The organism is Mycolicibacterium alvei (genome assembly GCF_010727325.1).
GTDB lineage: Bacteria > Actinomycetota > Actinomycetes > Mycobacteriales > Mycobacteriaceae > Mycobacterium > Mycobacterium alvei.
On the sequence record NZ_AP022565.1, the window covers coordinates 4,088,790 to 4,104,512 of the forward strand.

Annotated in this window: 13 protein-coding genes; 6 read left to right on the top strand and 7 right to left on the bottom strand. The window is 68.4% G+C overall.

The features are described 5' to 3' along the window. Window positions 1–45 precede the first annotated feature (45 nt). Window positions 46–1,359: an acetyl-CoA hydrolase/transferase family protein gene (locus tag G6N44_RS19490; protein WP_163666706.1), complete on the top strand. Its 1,314-nt coding sequence runs from the start codon at window positions 46–48 to the stop codon at window positions 1,357–1,359. On the opposite strand, the gene G6N44_RS19495 is transcribed toward G6N44_RS19490, so the two are convergent. From G6N44_RS19495 to gluQRS, 3 genes are read right to left on the bottom strand one after another with little or no spacing between them, the layout of a single operon-like run. Further along, entirely contained in the window at window positions 1,356–2,120 is a 765-nt protein-coding gene (locus G6N44_RS19495; RefSeq protein ID WP_163666708.1) for an amino acid ABC transporter ATP-binding protein, read from the bottom strand. The two genes, G6N44_RS19490 and G6N44_RS19495, sit on opposite strands and share 4 nt — an antisense overlap. Beyond that, a complete protein-coding gene (locus G6N44_RS19500; RefSeq protein WP_163666710.1) occupies window positions 2,117–3,586 on the bottom strand; it encodes an ABC transporter permease subunit in 1,470 nt (489 codons plus the stop codon). The genes G6N44_RS19495 and G6N44_RS19500 overlap by 4 nt, the downstream gene beginning before the upstream one ends. 44 nt (window positions 3,587–3,630) lie before the next feature. Continuing rightward, window positions 3,631–4,512, bottom strand: a complete 882-nt coding sequence (gene gluQRS / locus G6N44_RS19505) for a tRNA glutamyl-Q(34) synthetase GluQRS (protein ID WP_163666712.1) — start codon at window positions 4,510–4,512, stop codon at window positions 3,631–3,633. A 29-nt stretch (window positions 4,513–4,541) separates the two neighbouring features. Here gluQRS and G6N44_RS19510 point away from each other — a divergent pair, with 29 nt between their 5' ends. From G6N44_RS19510 to ligD, 5 genes are all read left to right on the top strand, one after another. Continuing rightward, window positions 4,542–5,843 (top strand): carboxylesterase family protein, encoded by a 1,302-nt coding sequence (locus G6N44_RS19510; protein WP_163666714.1) that lies wholly within the window; start codon window positions 4,542–4,544, stop codon window positions 5,841–5,843. A 3-nt stretch (window positions 5,844–5,846) separates the two neighbouring features. Further along, a complete protein-coding gene (locus tag G6N44_RS19515) occupies window positions 5,847–8,642 on the top strand; it encodes an AAA family ATPase (protein WP_407666180.1) in 2,796 nt (931 codons plus the stop codon). A gap of 53 nt (window positions 8,643–8,695) precedes the next feature. Then, window positions 8,696–9,505, top strand: a complete 810-nt coding sequence (locus tag G6N44_RS19520; RefSeq protein ID WP_179964412.1) for a hypothetical protein — start codon at window positions 8,696–8,698, stop codon at window positions 9,503–9,505. A gap of 78 nt (window positions 9,506–9,583) precedes the next feature. Beyond that, window positions 9,584–10,642 carry an ATP-dependent DNA ligase gene (locus G6N44_RS19525; RefSeq protein WP_163666718.1) on the top strand — a complete coding sequence of 353 codons (1,059 nt, stop codon included), beginning with the start codon at window positions 9,584–9,586 and terminating at the stop codon, window positions 10,640–10,642. Window position 10,643: 1 nt separating this feature from the next. Then, complete coding sequence (gene ligD / locus G6N44_RS19530) at window positions 10,644–11,687, top strand: non-homologous end-joining DNA ligase (protein WP_163666720.1); 1,044 nt, start codon at window positions 10,644–10,646, stop codon at window positions 11,685–11,687. A gap of 5 nt (window positions 11,688–11,692) precedes the next feature. On the opposite strand, the gene G6N44_RS19535 is transcribed toward ligD, so the two are convergent. The 4 genes from G6N44_RS19535 to G6N44_RS19550 form a co-directional block, all read right to left on the bottom strand. Next, window positions 11,693–12,256 (bottom strand): TetR/AcrR family transcriptional regulator, encoded by a 564-nt coding sequence (locus G6N44_RS19535; protein WP_163666722.1) that lies wholly within the window; start codon window positions 12,254–12,256, stop codon window positions 11,693–11,695. A gap of 16 nt (window positions 12,257–12,272) precedes the next feature. Further along, complete coding sequence (locus G6N44_RS19540; protein ID WP_163666724.1) at window positions 12,273–12,737, bottom strand: GreA/GreB family elongation factor; 465 nt, start codon at window positions 12,735–12,737, stop codon at window positions 12,273–12,275. Between the two features lie 95 nt (window positions 12,738–12,832). Continuing rightward, entirely contained in the window at window positions 12,833–14,083 is a 1,251-nt protein-coding gene (locus G6N44_RS19545; protein WP_163666726.1) for an NAD(P)/FAD-dependent oxidoreductase, read from the bottom strand. 74 nt (window positions 14,084–14,157) lie between these two features. After that, complete coding sequence (locus tag G6N44_RS19550) at window positions 14,158–15,723, bottom strand: PucR family transcriptional regulator (RefSeq protein ID WP_163666728.1); 1,566 nt, start codon at window positions 15,721–15,723, stop codon at window positions 14,158–14,160.

Sequence of the window (15,723 nt, forward strand, 5' to 3'; positions counted from 1 at the left end):
AGGTGCTGGCGGAAATCGGACCGTGCGGTGTGGAAGAGTGACGCCATGCCCGAAGAGCTCACCGCTGAACAGGCCGCTGCGCGCCTGGCGACCGCTGACACGCTCGGGATACCGCTGGGGCCAGGCCAGCCGCCGGCGTTTCTCCGTGCGCTCGGGGAGCGCACGGACTGGACGGACCTGCGCGTCTACGGCGCATTGCTCGGGGTGGGGACCGAACTGTTCACCCGGCCCGGGGTTCGTTACCTGTCCGGTTTCTTCGGGCCCTTCGAGCGGATGTTGCGGGAGATGGGCGCCGACGTGGAATTCGCGCCCGCGGATTTCCGTCGGTTCGCGCCGCTGCTCGAACGTCAGGCACCGCGCGTGATGACGACCGTTGCGGCGCCGCCGGACGCCGACGGTTGGTGCTCCCTGTCCTTGCATGCCGGTGCCACGGCGGGCGAATTGCGCCGCGCCGGCGCCGATCAGCAGCGGTTGCTTGTCGTCGAGGTATCCGATGCGTATCCGCGTACGTTCGGGCTCGACGGGTATCGGCATGCTCTGCACGTCGACGAGATCGACGTCCTCGTGCATTCGACCGACGCGCCGCTCGCGCTGCCGTCAGCGTCGCCCACCGACGTCGACCGGGCGATCGCGAAGCACGCCGTCGGGTTCATCCCGTCCGGCGCGACACTGCAGACGGGCATCGGCTCGATTCCCAGCCAGATCGCCACCCTGCTCGCCGAGAGTGACGGGGGCGATTACGGGCTGCACAGCGAGATGTTCACCGATGGGTGTATGCAGCTGCACCGTGCAGGCAAGGTCACCAACGTCGGGAAAGGTCTGTACGACGGGGTGAGCGTGACGACCTTCGCGTTCGGCTCGGCCGAGCTCTATGCGTGGCTGGACGGCAACGCCGACGTCGCGTTCCTGCCGGTCGAGATCGTCAACGCTCCGGAGGTGATCGGCGCCAACAACGACATGGTGACGATCAACGGCGCGCTCGGGGTCGACGTCCACGGCCAGGTCGTCGCCGACACGATCGCCGGCGACCAGTTCAGCGGGATCGGCGGGGCCGAGGACTTCGTCGCCGGCGTCGGGCTGGAGCTGTCGGACCGCTCGTTGATCTGCCTGCCCTCGACGTTCGAGAAGGACGGCGTGGTTCAGTCGCGGATCGTGCCGTGGTTCGGTCCCGGCGCGGTGATCACGACGCCACGGCACCAGGTCGATGTGATCGTCACCGAGTACGGCGCAGCCGAATTGGAGGGGCGGACGGTCCGTGAGCGCGGCGAGGCACTGGCCGCGATCGCGCATCCGCAGTTCCGCGACGAGCTGCTGGCGGCGGCACAGCGTGCGGCGCAGGGGCGCTCGCCGGTCGCTTAGAGCGGGTTGAGGATCCGCTGCAGGAACTGACGGGTGCGCTCTTCTTTCGGGTCGCCGATCACCGCGGCGGGCGGCCCCTGTTCCAGGATCACCCCGCGGTCGGTGAACAGCACCTGATCGGAAACCTGTTTGGCGAACTGGATTTCGTGCGTGACGATCACCAGGGTCCAGCCTTCGACAGCCAGGTCCCGGATCACCGCGAGCACCTCGCCGACCAGTTCCGGATCGAGTGCCGAGGTCGGCTCGTCGAACAGCACCACTTTCGGTTTCAACGCGAGCGCTCGTGCGATCCCGACCCGCTGCTGCTGGCCACCGGAGAGCTGGTACGGATACTTGGCCTGTTGGTCGGCCAGCCCGACCTGACCCAGAAGCTCGGAAGCCTCGGCCAGCACCTCGTCACGGGGTCGCTTCTGTACCACCAGCGGGCCCTCGGTGACGTTCTGCAACACGGTCTTGTGTGGAAACAGGTTGTGGGACTGGAACACAAAGCCACTCTGCGCGCGGTAGCGGCGCAGCTGGTCCTTGGGTGCGGGCTTGGAGAAATCCAGTTGGGTGTCGCCGACCCGGATCACCCCCGCGTCGGCGACATCGAGGGCGTTCAGCGTGCGCAGCAGGGTGGTCTTCCCGGATCCCGACGGGCCGATGACGGTTGTCGCGGTGCCCTGCGCAACGGTGAACGAGACACCCTTGAGTACCTCGAAGTCGCCGAAGGCCTTGTGCACATCGGTGGCGACGATCCGGTCTTCGCGTTCTGTGGTCATCGCGCGACATGCCTTTCCAGTCGGCGTTCCAGGCGACTCTGGCCGAACGACAGGACCAGGCAGATCACCCAGTAGTAGATCGCGGCGGTGCCGTAGAGAGCGAAGAACTCGAACGTCGGCGCCGCGATGATCTGGGCCTGTCGCAGCAGTTCGGTCACCAGGATCGTCGAGGCCAGTGACGTGTCTTTGACCAGTGAGATCAAGGTGTTCGACAGCGGCGGCACCGCGACCCGGGCGGCCTGCGGCAGGATGATGCGCCGCAGCGTGCCGGCGTAATTCAGTCCGATCGTCTCGGCGGCCTCCCACTGCCCCTTCGGGATGCTCTGGATCGCCGAACGGATGATCTCGGCCGCATAACCGCCGACGTTGAGGCTGAATGCGATCACCGCGGCCGGGAAGGGGTCGATCTTCACCCCGAACTCGGGCAGCGCGAAGAATACGATGAACAACTGCACCAGCAGCGGTGTACCGCGGATGACCGAGATGTAGAACCGGGCGATGTTGCTCAGCACCACATTCGGCGAAAGCCTGGCCAGCGCTACGCCCAGCGCGATCACGAGCCCGATGGCGAAGCTGATGATCGTCAGCGGAATGGTCATGGTCAGTGCGGCTTTGGCCAACGGCCACAGGTTGTCGGCGATGAGTTGCCAGGTAGATCGTGCGGTGGCCGCACGGTCGGCGGGAGCCCCGGACGCGTTGGTCTTGAGGTATTTCTGTGAGATGGCGGCCAGTGTGCCGTCGGCCCGCAACTCGTCGAGTGCGGTGTTCAGTTCGGGCAGCAGGCCGCTGTCCTTGCGCGCGGCGAAGCCCTGTTCGCTCTTCTCGCCCACCGTGCCAGCGATCTTCACCGACGTGTCGTCGGTCTCGGCCAGATAGGCGTAGACGGCGATGCTGTCGTTGACCACGACGTCGACCCGCCCCTGGTTGAGGAGCTTGATCGCCTGGGTGAACCCCTCGACCGCTTCGACACGGGCGCCAGCCGCCCGCGCGATCTCCGACCAGTTGCTGGTGGCGTTCTCGGCGGCGACCTTGCCCTTCAGATCCGCGAGTGTCGTGATGGACGTGTCGCCAGCGCGGGTGACGATCACCCCCTCGCCGACCGAGTAAGGCTGGGAGAGATCGTATTTGGCTTGCCGTTCGGGCGTGATCGTGACCTCGTTGGCCACCACGTCGAACTGGTTGGCCTCGAGTGCGGCGAAGATCGAATCCCACGGTGTTTCGACGAATTCGACTCGGACGCCGAGTTTGTCGCCGACCGCGCGGGCGATGTCGACGTCGTAGCCGACGAGTTGGCCCGTGGCGGGGTCGTGGTAGCTGAAAGGGGAGTACACACCTTCGGTGCCGACCCGCAGCACACCGGCCGAACTCAGCGGTTCGTCGGTATTGCCGGTCTTCGACCCGCACGCGGCCAGCAGCACCGCGACGATCAGCAGGAGCCCCAGCAGTGGAATTCGTCGGGAGCGCACTGCCGGACGCTAACAGGGGCGCGAGAGGTTCTGCAGGCTTCTGCTCAGCCCGGCTGATATATCCACGGCCGGCGCGGCAGGTGTGCCGGATCGAACCGGTCCAGCATTCCGGCAACGCTGAGCGGCGGCCACCCCAACGACACGCTGATCTGCTCCAGTGCCCGGTCGACGCCGATTTCGGCCAGGGTAACCGCCCCGTCGCGTTTGGCGAGCCGGGCGCCGTCTTGGTTGAGCACCAGCGGAACGTGGGCGTAGATCGGCTCCGGGTGGCCGAGCAGGCGGGCCAGATAGGCCTGACGGGGTGAGGACGGCAGCAGGTCGTCCCCGCGAACCACCTGGTCGACACCGCCGGCGGCGTCATCGACCACCACGGCCAGGTTGTAGGCGGGCACGCCGTCGCCGCGGCGCACCACGAAGTCGTCGATGATCCCGGTGTAGCTGCCGTGCAGTAGGTCGGTGACGGTGCCGACGAAGGTGTCGGTGCGCAGCCGCAACGCGGGTGGACGGCCGGTTTCGGCGCGCCGCTGGTCGCGTTCGGCGTCGGTGAGACCCCGGCAGGTGCCCGGGTACGCGCCTTCGGGGGCGTGCGGGGCACGCGGAGCCTGGGCGATATCTCTTCGGCTGCAATAGCATTCGTACAGGAGTCCATGCTCGAACAACCCGCTGATCACGGCGTCGTAGCGGTCCTGGTGTCCCGTCTGCCACTGCGCCGGCTCATCCCAGGTCAATCCGATCGCGGCCAGATCCGCCACCTGACGGTGCCCGATCTCGGGAAACGTCCGGTCGTCCAGATCCTCGACCCGCAGCAGGAACCGCCGCCCGGTGGACCGGGCGAACAACCACGCCAGCACCGCGGTGCGCAGGTTGCCGATGTGCAGGTCGGCCGACGGGCTCGGCGCGAACCGCCCGGCGGGGGTCAGGCTCACGCCCCGCAATCTATCGGTACGTTGGGCGGGTGCGGGATCGACACATCACCGGCGGCACGATCCAGGTCGAGAACCAAGACGGGCTGGTGCGTGCCCGAGGCGTGCGGTACGGCACCGCCAAACGATTCGCCGTCGCCGAACCGGCCGCGGGCTGGTCGGGGGTTCGGGATGCGACGCAGCCGGGTCCGGCCTGTCCGCAACGGCCGTCGCGGCTGGGCTGGGTGACCGGGGACGTGCTCGACGGCCTGTCGACGAGTGAGAACTGTCTGGTGTTGTCGGTCACCGCTCCGGCCGATGCGCACCGGCTGCCGGTCATGGTGTGGTTCCACGGCGGCGCCTACGTGGCGGGCAGTGGTGAATCCGCCAAGTACGACACCGCCTCGCTGGCTCGCTCCGGCAACGTCGTGGTGGTCAACGTGAGCTACCGGCTCGGCATCTTCGGTTATCTGGCGCCACCCGGGGCGGGCGAGGACAACCTGGGTCTGCGCGATCAGATCCTGGCGCTGCGCTGGGTACACGACAACATCGCCGCATTCGGGGGCGATCCGGCCAACGTCACTGCGTTCGGGCAGTCGGCGGGCGCGCATTCGGTCATGTCGCTCATGTTGTGCCGGGACGCGGTCGGGCTGTTCCACCGCGCGATCCTGCAGAGCGCTCCGCTCGAGTTGGATGCCGGGCGTGACGAGATGGCGCAGGCCATGGGGGTGGCGATGACCACCTCGCTGGCCGGTGCGGATCCGGCCGAGGCGAGCCTGGACCAGTTGCTCGCCGCGGAAGGCGCCGCGGTCGCTGCCGCGCAGGGCTTCGGTCTGCTCGGCGCGTTGGCGTTCGCGCCGAGACTCGGCCGCACACCGCTACCGGCACCGGCCGATGTTTCGGCGGCCGTCGCGGACGCCGCAGGTCGTATCGAGCTGCTCATCGGCTACACCAAGGACGACGCCGCGCCGTTCGTGGCAATGGACCGCAGGGGGGCCAGGCTCAACCGGGTGCCCGTCCTCGGACGTCTCGCGGTACGGGCGGGTTCGTCGATGCTGACCAGGCGGGCTTTCAGTGGCCCCGCCGCGCGGCTGGCCGAAGCCTGGCGGACCCACGGTGGCCGGGTCGGCACCTTTCGTTTCGACTGGGCACCCGACCATGCCCCGCTGGGCGCCTGTCATTGCATGGAGCTGCCGTTCCTGCTCGGCTCACCCCGAGCCTGGGCCGATGCCCCGATGCTCGGCCCGCAGCGAGCGATCGACAACCAGCTCTCCACCGAGATACGCACTCGCTGGGCACAATTCGCCCATCACGGCATCGACTCGCTGCCCGCACCGGCGCTGCGGCTCGGCTAGGTGATCGCGGATATGGGCGCAGGTTCACCGCTACGCGGCCGAGCCGGCGAATGTGCGGCACTTCGATCCCTGGTATCCGGTGGGCGGTCGGGCGGCAGCGCGGTGCTGGTGGTGCGCGGTGAGGCGGGTGTCGGTAAGACGGCGCTGCTCGATTACCTCATCGGACAGGCACCGGGGTTCCGGGTGACCCAGGTGGCCGGGGTCGAGTCCGACATGGAACTCGCGTTCGCCGGGCTGCATCAGCTGTGCGCACCGCTCCTGGATCACCTCGACAAGCTGCCCGAGCCGCAGCGCGACGCGCTCTCGGTGGCCTTCGGCCGGGGCGTCGGCCCGGTGCCGGACCGATTTCTGGTCGGCCTTGCGGTGCTGAGTCTGCTGGCCTCCGCCGCCGATGACAAGCCGCTGCTGTGTGTGGTCGACGATGCGCAATGGCTCGATCAGGTGTCGGTGCAGACCCTCGGCTTCGTCGCACGGCGGTTGTTGGCCGAACCGGTGGTTGTGGTGTTCGCCGTCCGCGACGGTCACCATGGCGCCGACGTCCTGCCCGGCCTGCCCGAGCTGCAAGTCGAGGGCCTCGCGGACAGCGACGCCAGGGACCTGTTGGATTCGGTGATGCTGGGCCGGGTCGACGCACGGGTCCGCGACCGCGTGATCGCCGAAACCCGCGGAAACCCACTGGCACTGCTGGAGGTGCCGCGTAATGTGCCTGCGGCAGAGCTGGCCGGGGGTTTCTGGCTCGGCTCGGCGCGACTGTCGGTGGGGCAGGTCGAGGAAGGGTTCGTCCGCCGGATCCGGTCGCTGCCGGACGATACCCGGCTGCTGGTGTTGCTCGCCGCGGCCGACCCGCTCGGCGACCCGATGCTGTTCTCCCGTGCGGCAGGGCATTTGGGGATACAGGTGGACGCGCTGGCACCGGCCGAGACCGCCGGGGTGATCGAGTACGGGGTGCGCATGCGCTTTCACCACCCCCTGGTTCGGTCGGCTGCCTACCGGGCAGCTGACGCGGCCGACCGCCGGGAGGTGCACCGAGCGTTGGCTGCGGTCACCGATCCCGAGCTCGATCCGGATCGCCGGGCCTGGCACGCCGCCAACGCCGCGGTCGGTCCCGACGATGCGGTGGCCGCCGAACTGGAAGCCTCGGCATGGCGTGCCCAGGGTCGAGGTGGAATCGCCGCCGGGGCGACCTTCCTCGAGCGGTCGGCGATCCTGTCCGCCGATCCGGCCCTGCGCGGTTCCCGGGCGATCGCCGCCGCCGGGGCCAAACGTGAGGCGGCGGCGCCCGAGGCCGCCTACGAGCTGCTCTCCCTGGCTGAACTGAGCCCATTGACCGAACTGCAGCACGCCCGGGTGGAGCGGCTGCGCGCGCAGATGGAGTTCACCCGCAGCCGCGGTGGTCTGCCGGGCGCGCCTCCGGTCCGGAACGCCGCCGCGCTGTTGTTGGAGGCGGCCAAGCGACTAGAGAATCTCGACGACGAGCTGGCCCGGGAGACCTACATCGAGGCGATGGCCGCCGCGGTGTTCGCTTCACGCAACCAGCCGGAGGCGCTGGTGGAGGCCGCGGAGGCGGCGCGTGCTGCGGTGGCGGGTGTCGCGGAGCCGTCGCGGCCCATCGACTTCCTGCTCATCGGCGTGACGAAGTTGGTCACCGAGGGACTGTCCGCCGCGGTCGATCACCTGCGTGCTGCGCTCGACCTGTGGTGTGAGCACGCCCGACACCGTGACGCCACGGCGTTGCACTGGCTGGGATTGGCGTTCCCCGTCGTGCAGGAATCCGTCGCAGGCGAGCTGTGGGACGACGTCCTGATGGAAGGTCTGGCCACCGCCATGATCGGCTACGCCCGCGCCACCGGTGCGCTGGCGCTGCTGCCGCCGGCGATCGCCTACCAGGCCGGGGTGCATGTGCAGGACGGCGAGTTCGTCACGGCAGCAAGGCTTATGGAAGAGGCCGATGCGATCTCGGCGGCCATCGGTCACCACCCGATGAAGTACCACAAGGTGGAACTTGCCGCCTGGCGCGGCGACCTGGCCGAAGCGAGCGACCTGATCGAGGCCGGTATGGCCGAGGGAACGGCCAAGGGCGAGGGCCGGTTGCTGGGTGTCTCCGGGTATGCCGCCGCAGTGCTCTACAACGGTCTGGGCCGGTACGAGGAGGCGTTGGCGGCAGCCCGGAAGGCTTGCGAATACCACGATCTCGGGTTCTACGGTTGGTGTCTGCTCGAGTTGACCGAGTCCGCTGCGCACGTCGGTGAGCGGGACGTGGCCGAGGATGCCGTGCGCCGGCTGGAGGCGGGCGCGGGTGCCAGCGGAACCGATTGGGGACTGGGCACATTCGCCGGCGCGCGGGCCATGCTGGCCGACGGTACCGAGGCCGATGCGCTGTACAACGAGTCCATCGAGCGACTGGGGCGCACCCGGGTCGGGGTGCAGCTGGCGCGGACCCATCTGCGCTACGGGGAATGGTTGCGTCGCCAGAAACAACGCGCGAGCGCGCGTGAACACCTCGGCACGGCCTACGAGATGTTCACCGAAATGGGGGCGCAGGCCTTCGCCGAACGTGCCCGGCGTGAGCTGACCGCGACGGGTGAGAAGGTACGCAAGCAGCGGTTGACCTCCGGCGACGAGCTGACGGCGCAGGAAGCTCAGATCGCTCAACTGGCCCGCGACGGACTGACCAATCAGGAGATCGGCGCACAGCTCTTCATCAGCACCCACACCGTGGAATGGCACCTGCGCAAGGTGTTCGTCAAGCTCGGAGTCCGGTCCCGTCGCCAGCTGCGGTCAGTTTCCTGGACCGGCTGAACCACGGGTTTTCAAGGGTCCCGAATGAGGTTGCGGCGGCCACGCTGAATTGCATGGCGACGATCCTGTTGCAGACGACGATCCCGGCGAATCCCGACGACTGGGATGTCAGCCGGTTCTCGATGCTGGCCGCCGAACTGGGCGCGGCCGGGCACGAGGTGCTGGCTCGTAACCGGGTCGATCATGCCGGGCAGGATCCGGTGCTCAGCCATGTCGACGACCTCGGGTTCGACCAGGTGTGGCTGATGGCCGTCGACATGGGCAATGGGCTGACTCCCGAGGAGTGCGCGGCGATCGGGCGGTTCCGGGCACTCGGCGGCGGGATGCTGACCGCGCGCGATCACCAGCACCTGGGCAGCTGTCTGCGGGGGCTCGGGTCGTTGGCGCAGGTCAACGAGTTTCCCGACCTCGGCCCGGCGCCGAATTCCGGCGCCAACGGCGACTATCAGCCGGTGCTGGCGGCGCAACCGGTGCACGAGCTGTTGCGCACCACTGGGTCCGCCAGCGGTTGCGTCGAATGGTTCCCGGCACACCCCCATGAGGGATCGGTCTCGGCCAGGGTCCCGTTCGCCAGGGTGGTGGCGCAGGGGCGCAGCACCGCGACGACCCGGCGGTTCAACCTCGCGGTGGCTCTCGACGGCGAACGCACCCGCGACGGCAGGCCGCTGGGCCGGGCCGTGGCCGAGTCCACCTTTCACCACTTCGCCGATTACAACTGGGATCTCGACTGTGGGGCGCCGTCGTTCGTCACCGACCGACCCGGGACGCAGATCAAGGCCGACCCGTCGCGGCTGGCGGTGTTCAAGGATTACGTCCGCAACATCGCCACCTGGCTGCAGCCGCCGGATCAGCCCGAGAGGTGAACCAGGCCCGGGACGATGTCGTCCTAGTTCATCTGGGCGGCGCGGAAGTCTAGATCCGTGACGCCCAGATGAACCAGGATGGAGCCCGTGGACCTACCCGTAGTGCCGCCGATCGAACCGATGCTCGCCAAAGCCCAGGTGAAAGTGCCCGATGAGGCCGGTGTCTGGTCGTATGAACCGAAATGGGACGGCTTCCGGGCGTTGGTGTTCCGCGACGGTGATGAGGTGACGCTGCAATCGCGCAGCGGAAAGGAACTCGGGCGCTACTTCCCCGAACTGCTCGCTGCGCTGCGCGACGAACTCGCCGACCGCTGCGTCCTCGATGGTGAAGTGGTGGTGCCCCGCGAGATCGACGGCCGGGTCCGGCTGAACTGGGAGTCGTTGTCGCAGCGCATCCATCCTGCCGAGTCGCGGGTACGGATGCTGGCCGAGCAGACCCCGGCACACTTCATCGGATTCGATGCCCTGGCCGACGGTGACCGGTCGCTGCTCGCCGAGCCGTTCCGGATGCGTCGGGAGGCGCTGATCGAGGCCGTCAAGGCCACGCAGTGGTGCCACGTCACGCGAACCACCACCGATCCCCAACTGGGTGCCCAGTGGTTGCAGACCTTCGAGGGGGCCGGGCTCGACGGCGTGATCGCCAAGAAGCTCGACGGGCACTACCTGCCCGGCAAGCGGGAGATGGTCAAGGTCAAACACCACCGCGATGCCGACTGCGTGGCCATCGGCTACCGCATCCACAAGAGCGGGGAGGGCATCGGCTCGATCCTGCTCGGCCTCTACCGCCCCGACGGTGAGCTGCAGATGGTGGGTGGTGCAGCCTCGTTCAGCGTGAAGGACCGGCTCAAGCTGCTGGCCGACCTGGAGCCGCTGCGCGTGGGCGATGAAGTCCGCGACGGCGACCCGAGCCGCTGGAACTCGGCCGCCGACAAGCGCTGGATCCCGGTGCGCCCGGAGCTCGTGTGTGAGGTGGCGTATGACCAGATGGAGGGCAACACCGTGCAGGGTCAGCGCTTCCGGCATGCGGTGAAGTTCATGCGCTGGCGCCCGGACCGGGAACCGGACAGCTGCACGTTCGACCAGCTCGACGTGCCGTTGAACTACGACCTGTACGACGTCCTTGAGGGAGACAGCTGACATGCCAACGCCCGCAACCGAACTCGACGTCGACGGGATCAAGGTCCGCTTCACCAACCCGGACAAGGTGTACTACCCGAAGCTCGGCGCGGCCGGGACCAAGGGCAAGTTGATGGAGTACTACCTGCACGTCGCCGATCGCATGGTGACGCTGTTGAAGGACCGGCCCACACATTTGCAGCGCTTCCCCGACGGCATCGAGGGTGAGGAGATCTACCAGAAGCGGGTACCGCAGAAGCATCCCGACTACCTGGAGACCTGCGTCGTCACCTTCCCGTCCGGCCGAACCGCCGACGCGCTCAAGGTGACCCACCCGGCGTCGATCGCATGGGCCGCGCAGATGGGCACGATCACGTTGCATCCCTGGCAGGTTCGCTGCCCGGACACCGAACATCCCGATGAGCTGCGCATCGATCTGGACCCGCAACCGGGCACGGGTTTCGCCGAGGCTGCCGCGGTGGCCTGCGATGTGCTCAAGCCACTGCTCGACGAGCTCGGCCTGGTCGGCTATCCCAAGACCTCCGGGGGCCGCGGTGTGCACATCTTTCTGCGGATCGCGACCGACTGGGACTTCATCGCGGTGCGCCGGGCCGGGATCGCGCTGGCCCGGGAAGTCGAACGCCGTGCCCCCGACGCGGTGACCACGTCGTGGTGGAAGGAAGAGCGGGGCGAGCGGTTGTTCATCGACTACAACCAGAACGCCCGTGACCGCACGTTCGCCTCGGCGTATTCGGCGCGCAAAACCCCGATTGCCACCGTCTCGACGCCGTTGAGCTGGGCGGAGCTGCGCGACGCCAACCCTGACGACTACACGATCGTCACCGTGCCGGATTTCCTTGCCGGACGGGAGGATCCGTGGGCGGACATCGACTCGAAGAAGCAGTCGCTGCAACCACTGCTGGATCTGGTGGCCGCCGACGAGGAACGTGGCCTCGGAGACCTGCCCTATCCGCCCAACTATCCCAAGATGCCGGGTGAGCCGCCGCGGGTGCAGCCCAGCAAGAAGGTCGCGGAGAACTGGGACGAGTACGGCAACCCGAAGTAGTTGCCTCAGCTCCCCAGCATCAGATCCAGAAAACGCTCGTAGCGGTCGGCGGTGGTCAGGGTCTCGGCAGAATCCATCAGGTGAAGCATGCCGATGCCCGCTGCGAAGGTGGCCTGGCCGCGTAGCGCGGCGTCCTCCGGGCTGAACCCGTAGTCGAGATACGCCTTGGTGACCGCGACCTGAACGCGATGGTCGGCCGCACGCACATTGGCTGCGGCGACGTCGTCGGAGCGTGCCCACTCCCGCATGGCCCGCTCCAACGTCCAGTGCCGCGGGCTGAGCAGCTGCTGCATCATCTGCGACAGTCGCTCGCGCGGCGGCAGGTGCTCGACTTGGGCCAGTGAGCGGCGGTCCTGCTCCAGGAACGCATTCCACGACGCGACCAGGGCAGCCCGATAGCCCTTCATGTCGGTGAAGTGCCAGTAGAAGCTGCCCCGGGTCGCGCCGATCTGCTCGCAGAGGCGCTCGATCTTCAGCGCCCGCATCCCGTCGGAAGCCAGCAGGGCATACCCGGCCTGCACCCAGTCGTCTGCGGTCAAGCTGCCGGGCGTGCCCTTGCGTTCGGCCATCCGAACAGAGTAGGGCTTACCCCGCGGTTGGCACGTGCATCCCGAACGGCACCGCGCTGATCAGGGTGACCGGCACAGCCTCGCCGCTGGGCACCGGGTAGCTGCGGTGCTCGCCGGGACGCGCGCCGACGATGGCCTCGCCCAACGGTGAGTTCACCGAATAGACCTCCAGATCACCGTATTCGGCGCCGCGGACCCCCAACAGGAAGGTCTCGATCTCGCCGGACTGGTCATAGCGCACGGTGAGCACCATGCCCGGCTCGGCCACCCCGTCGTCGGCCGGATTCTCGCCGACCACGGCGTACAGCAGTATGTCGTGGATGTGCTGGATGCGGGCCTGGCGGGCGCGCTGGACGGCCACCTCGTTCTCGTCGGAGTCGGACGCTGCTTCGGTCGCGATCAGATCACGCAGCGTCGACAACTCGACCTGCAGGCGCTCGTAGGCCTGTGGCGATAACCAAATACGTTGGCTGACAGTCATTGTGGTTTCCTTCCGATGATGCGGAGATGCCGTCAGGGGCGGGTTGCACGCCGCCCCTGACGGCCTTGTGTGCCCGTCAGGGCGAAGTCGTGAATTCAGCGCCGGGGATCGAATTCCCGCAGTGCCTCGGGTTGCTTTCCGGTGGTCATGTACTCGGCGAGCAACCGGCCGGTGACGGGTCCGTGGGCCAGCCCCCACATGCCGTGACCGCCGGCCACGTAGATGCCCTGTGCCACTTCACCGATGAGCGGGCGGCCGTCGGAGCTGACCGGGCGCGGGCCCACCCACACATCGGTGCGGGCATCCCAGTCCACCCCGTCGAGCAGCGGGGCGGCGGAGGAGATGATCGCGTCGACCCGCGGCGGTTGCAGCGGATCGTCGGGGGAACGGAACTCCATGGTTCCGGCCACCCGCAGCTTGCCGTGATACGGCGTGCAGGCGACGCGAGCGTCGGGCAGGTAGATGGGCCCGAGAAGCGGGCGGTCCACCGGCACGGTGAACGAGTAACCGCGGCCGGCCTGCACGGGCGTCCGGACCCAGGGTTTTGCGAGCTTCGACAGCCACGCCCCCGTGGCGATCACCGCGGTCTCGGCGCTCAGGGAACGGTCCGCCAGGTCCACGATGACGTTGGCGCCCGCGGCGCGTACATCGGTGACCTCGCCGATCACCAGCTCCGCGCCCCGTTCGATGACGGCATCGCCGAGCGCGTGAACGAATCGGCCCGGGTCCACGAAGCGCTGGCCCTCCACGCTGATGCCCGCCGTGATCGCCGACGAGGCCAGCGGCACATGGTCGCGCAGCATCTCACCGGACAGGCTGGTGACCGTGACCGTCTGTCCGATGCCGGCCATCCGGCGGAGTTCGGTCATCAGATGCTCGGCCTGCCGGGTGGTTTCGAACAGCGCGGTGATCGGCCCGTCGGTGGTGGGCACTGCCACGCCGTTGGAGGTCAGTACGTCGTAGACCTCGAGGCACTCCTCGTTGAGCGGCACGTTGGCTTTCGCGACCCTGGTCCAGGTCGACTGCCGGCAGTTCATGGCAAACCGGCCCAGAAACGCCAGCAACCGGGGACCCGATGTCAGGGGGATGTGCAGGGGAGCGGCCGGGTTGAAAAGTGACCGGACGCCATAGCGCAACAGGGCCGGGTCGTTGAGTGGGATGGTCAGCGTCGGCGAAACCCAGCCGGCGTTACCCCATGACGCACCTGCACCGATCCCGGTGCGGTCGACCACGGTGACCTCGACTCCGTGCTCCTGGAGAAACCATGCGGTGGACAGGCCGACGATGCCTGCACCCACGACGACCGCCGACCGCGGTGCGCCGTCAATGCGCTCGACCCCATACATGCACCCATGGTGAGGGAAAACACACGCGTTGTGTTTGCGCTATCTCGACAAAAAGAACGGGGGTTATTGTCGGGTCACGACAGATCTTCGGTCGCCGCCAGCTCGATCATCATCGCCAGGCGCTTGCGCGCGTCGGTCAGGTCCAACTGGGTGAGTTCGGCCATCTTGCGCATCCGGTAGCGCACGGTGTTCTCGTGCACACCGAGCGTCCGCCCGGCCCCGGCCAGATCGCCCTGGGCCTCCAACCAGGCCCGCAGCGTGACCGCATAGTGCGTGCCGCTGGCCTGATCGTGGGCCCGTAGCTCGGCGACCGGGCCGCGTTGCGGCGCGCGACCGGCGCGGGCTGCGATCCGCAGGCGCTGCAGCAGGATCTCATCCCAGGCCTCGTCATAGACCGGCACGTTCTCATCGGGGTCCACAGCGTCTCCGTGCGGCACCTCGTGCAGGACTTCGTGCAGGGCCAGGCACTCGTCGGCTTCACTGCGGGCCAGCGCCAGCTCGGCGGCGGCGGCCGGGCCGCTGATGCCGGCCAGCACGGTCACCGGCTCGGGCAACGCGGCGCGCAGACCCGCCACCCACCGGCTCGCGGTCTCGGCTTCGGCACCGGGCAACACGGTGTAGACGGTGTTGCCGGCCAGGGCGCTGCGCCCGGGACGTGACCAGCCGAAACCCGCGGTCGCCCGCTCGAACGCCAGGAGTAGCGGGGCATGCCGCTCGTCGCCCGTCCGGGCACGCAACGCGATCACCCGCAGGGGGGTCTGCGGCAAGCCGAGCCGACTGGCAGCCGTGGTGGCATCGGCGGCGCCTTCGAGGAGACGGATGACCAGCTCCGACTCCACCTGGCGTTCCAGGTCGGCGCTGGCGCGGGAGCGCAACAGATGCAGGGCGACCATGCGAGCGCCGTCGGCCAGCGCGGCGCGGCGCGCGTCGGGCAACGGAGCGGTACAGGCCACCCAGATCGAACCGAGCAGTTCGCGCCCGGCCCGCGCGGCCACCACCATCCGCCCGGTCAGACCGACCTCACCATCGCCGTCGACGAACATCGGCTCGTCCGATGCGGCCAGGTGCCGGAACACCCCGCGGGCCTCGAACAGGGCGCGTAACGGTTCAGGGGCCCCACGGCTCAGGATCGTCGCGGCGCGGGCCGGATCGGCTTGCTGCTGCAGCCGCGAGTACGCCAGCACCGCGCTACGCCGGTCCTCGATGGTGACCGCGCCGCCCACGGCATCGGCGAGGCTGTCGGCCAGCGCGAACAAATCGGTTGGGCCGCGCCCGGATTCGGTCTCTCGACCCTCCAGCACCACGCCGTAGATCACGGCCGCCAGCTCGCTCCAGGAGACTTCGGGCTCGACCGTCATCACCGCAATGCGGTTGTCGGCCGCCAGTTCGTCGTCGTCGGCGGGGCTGTGCGGGCCGCGGACCAGAACCACCACGGCGCGCGCTGCCTCCGCCCACTGCATCGCCTCGGCTATCGACGCGGCCCCGACCGCCAGCAGGACATCACCGACGACCTGACCGGGTTCGTGCATCACCACGCTGCGCAACTCGGTCGAGCGCGTCGCCGGACCGATTCCATGTGGGGCGCGCAGTCGCACTCCGTAGCCGCCCAGGACGTTGATCAGGCGGTCCAGCGTGACCAT

Excerpts from the sequence above, each read along its gene's own strand:
- G6N44_RS19490 (WP_163666706.1), top strand. The coding sequence starts at position 46 with ATGCCCGAAGAGCTCACCGCTGAACAGGCCGCTGCGCGCCTGGCGACC.
- G6N44_RS19495 (WP_163666708.1), bottom strand. The coding sequence starts at position 2,120 with ATGACCACAGAACGCGAAGACCGGATCGTCGCCACCGATGTGCACAAG.
- G6N44_RS19520 (WP_179964412.1), top strand. The coding sequence starts at position 8,696 with ATGGCGACGATCCTGTTGCAGACGACGATCCCGGCGAATCCCGACGAC.
- G6N44_RS19525 (WP_163666718.1), top strand. The coding sequence starts at position 9,584 with ATGGAGCCCGTGGACCTACCCGTAGTGCCGCCGATCGAACCGATGCTC.
- ligD (WP_163666720.1), top strand. The coding sequence starts at position 10,644 with ATGCCAACGCCCGCAACCGAACTCGACGTCGACGGGATCAAGGTCCGC.
- G6N44_RS19535 (WP_163666722.1), bottom strand. The coding sequence starts at position 12,256 with ATGGCCGAACGCAAGGGCACGCCCGGCAGCTTGACCGCAGACGACTGG.
- G6N44_RS19540 (WP_163666724.1), bottom strand. The coding sequence starts at position 12,737 with ATGACTGTCAGCCAACGTATTTGGTTATCGCCACAGGCCTACGAGCGC.
- G6N44_RS19545 (WP_163666726.1), bottom strand. The coding sequence starts at position 14,083 with ATGTATGGGGTCGAGCGCATTGACGGCGCACCGCGGTCGGCGGTCGTC.
- G6N44_RS19550 (WP_163666728.1), bottom strand. The coding sequence starts at position 15,723 with ATGGTCACGCTGGACCGCCTGATCAACGTCCTGGGCGGCTACGGAGTG.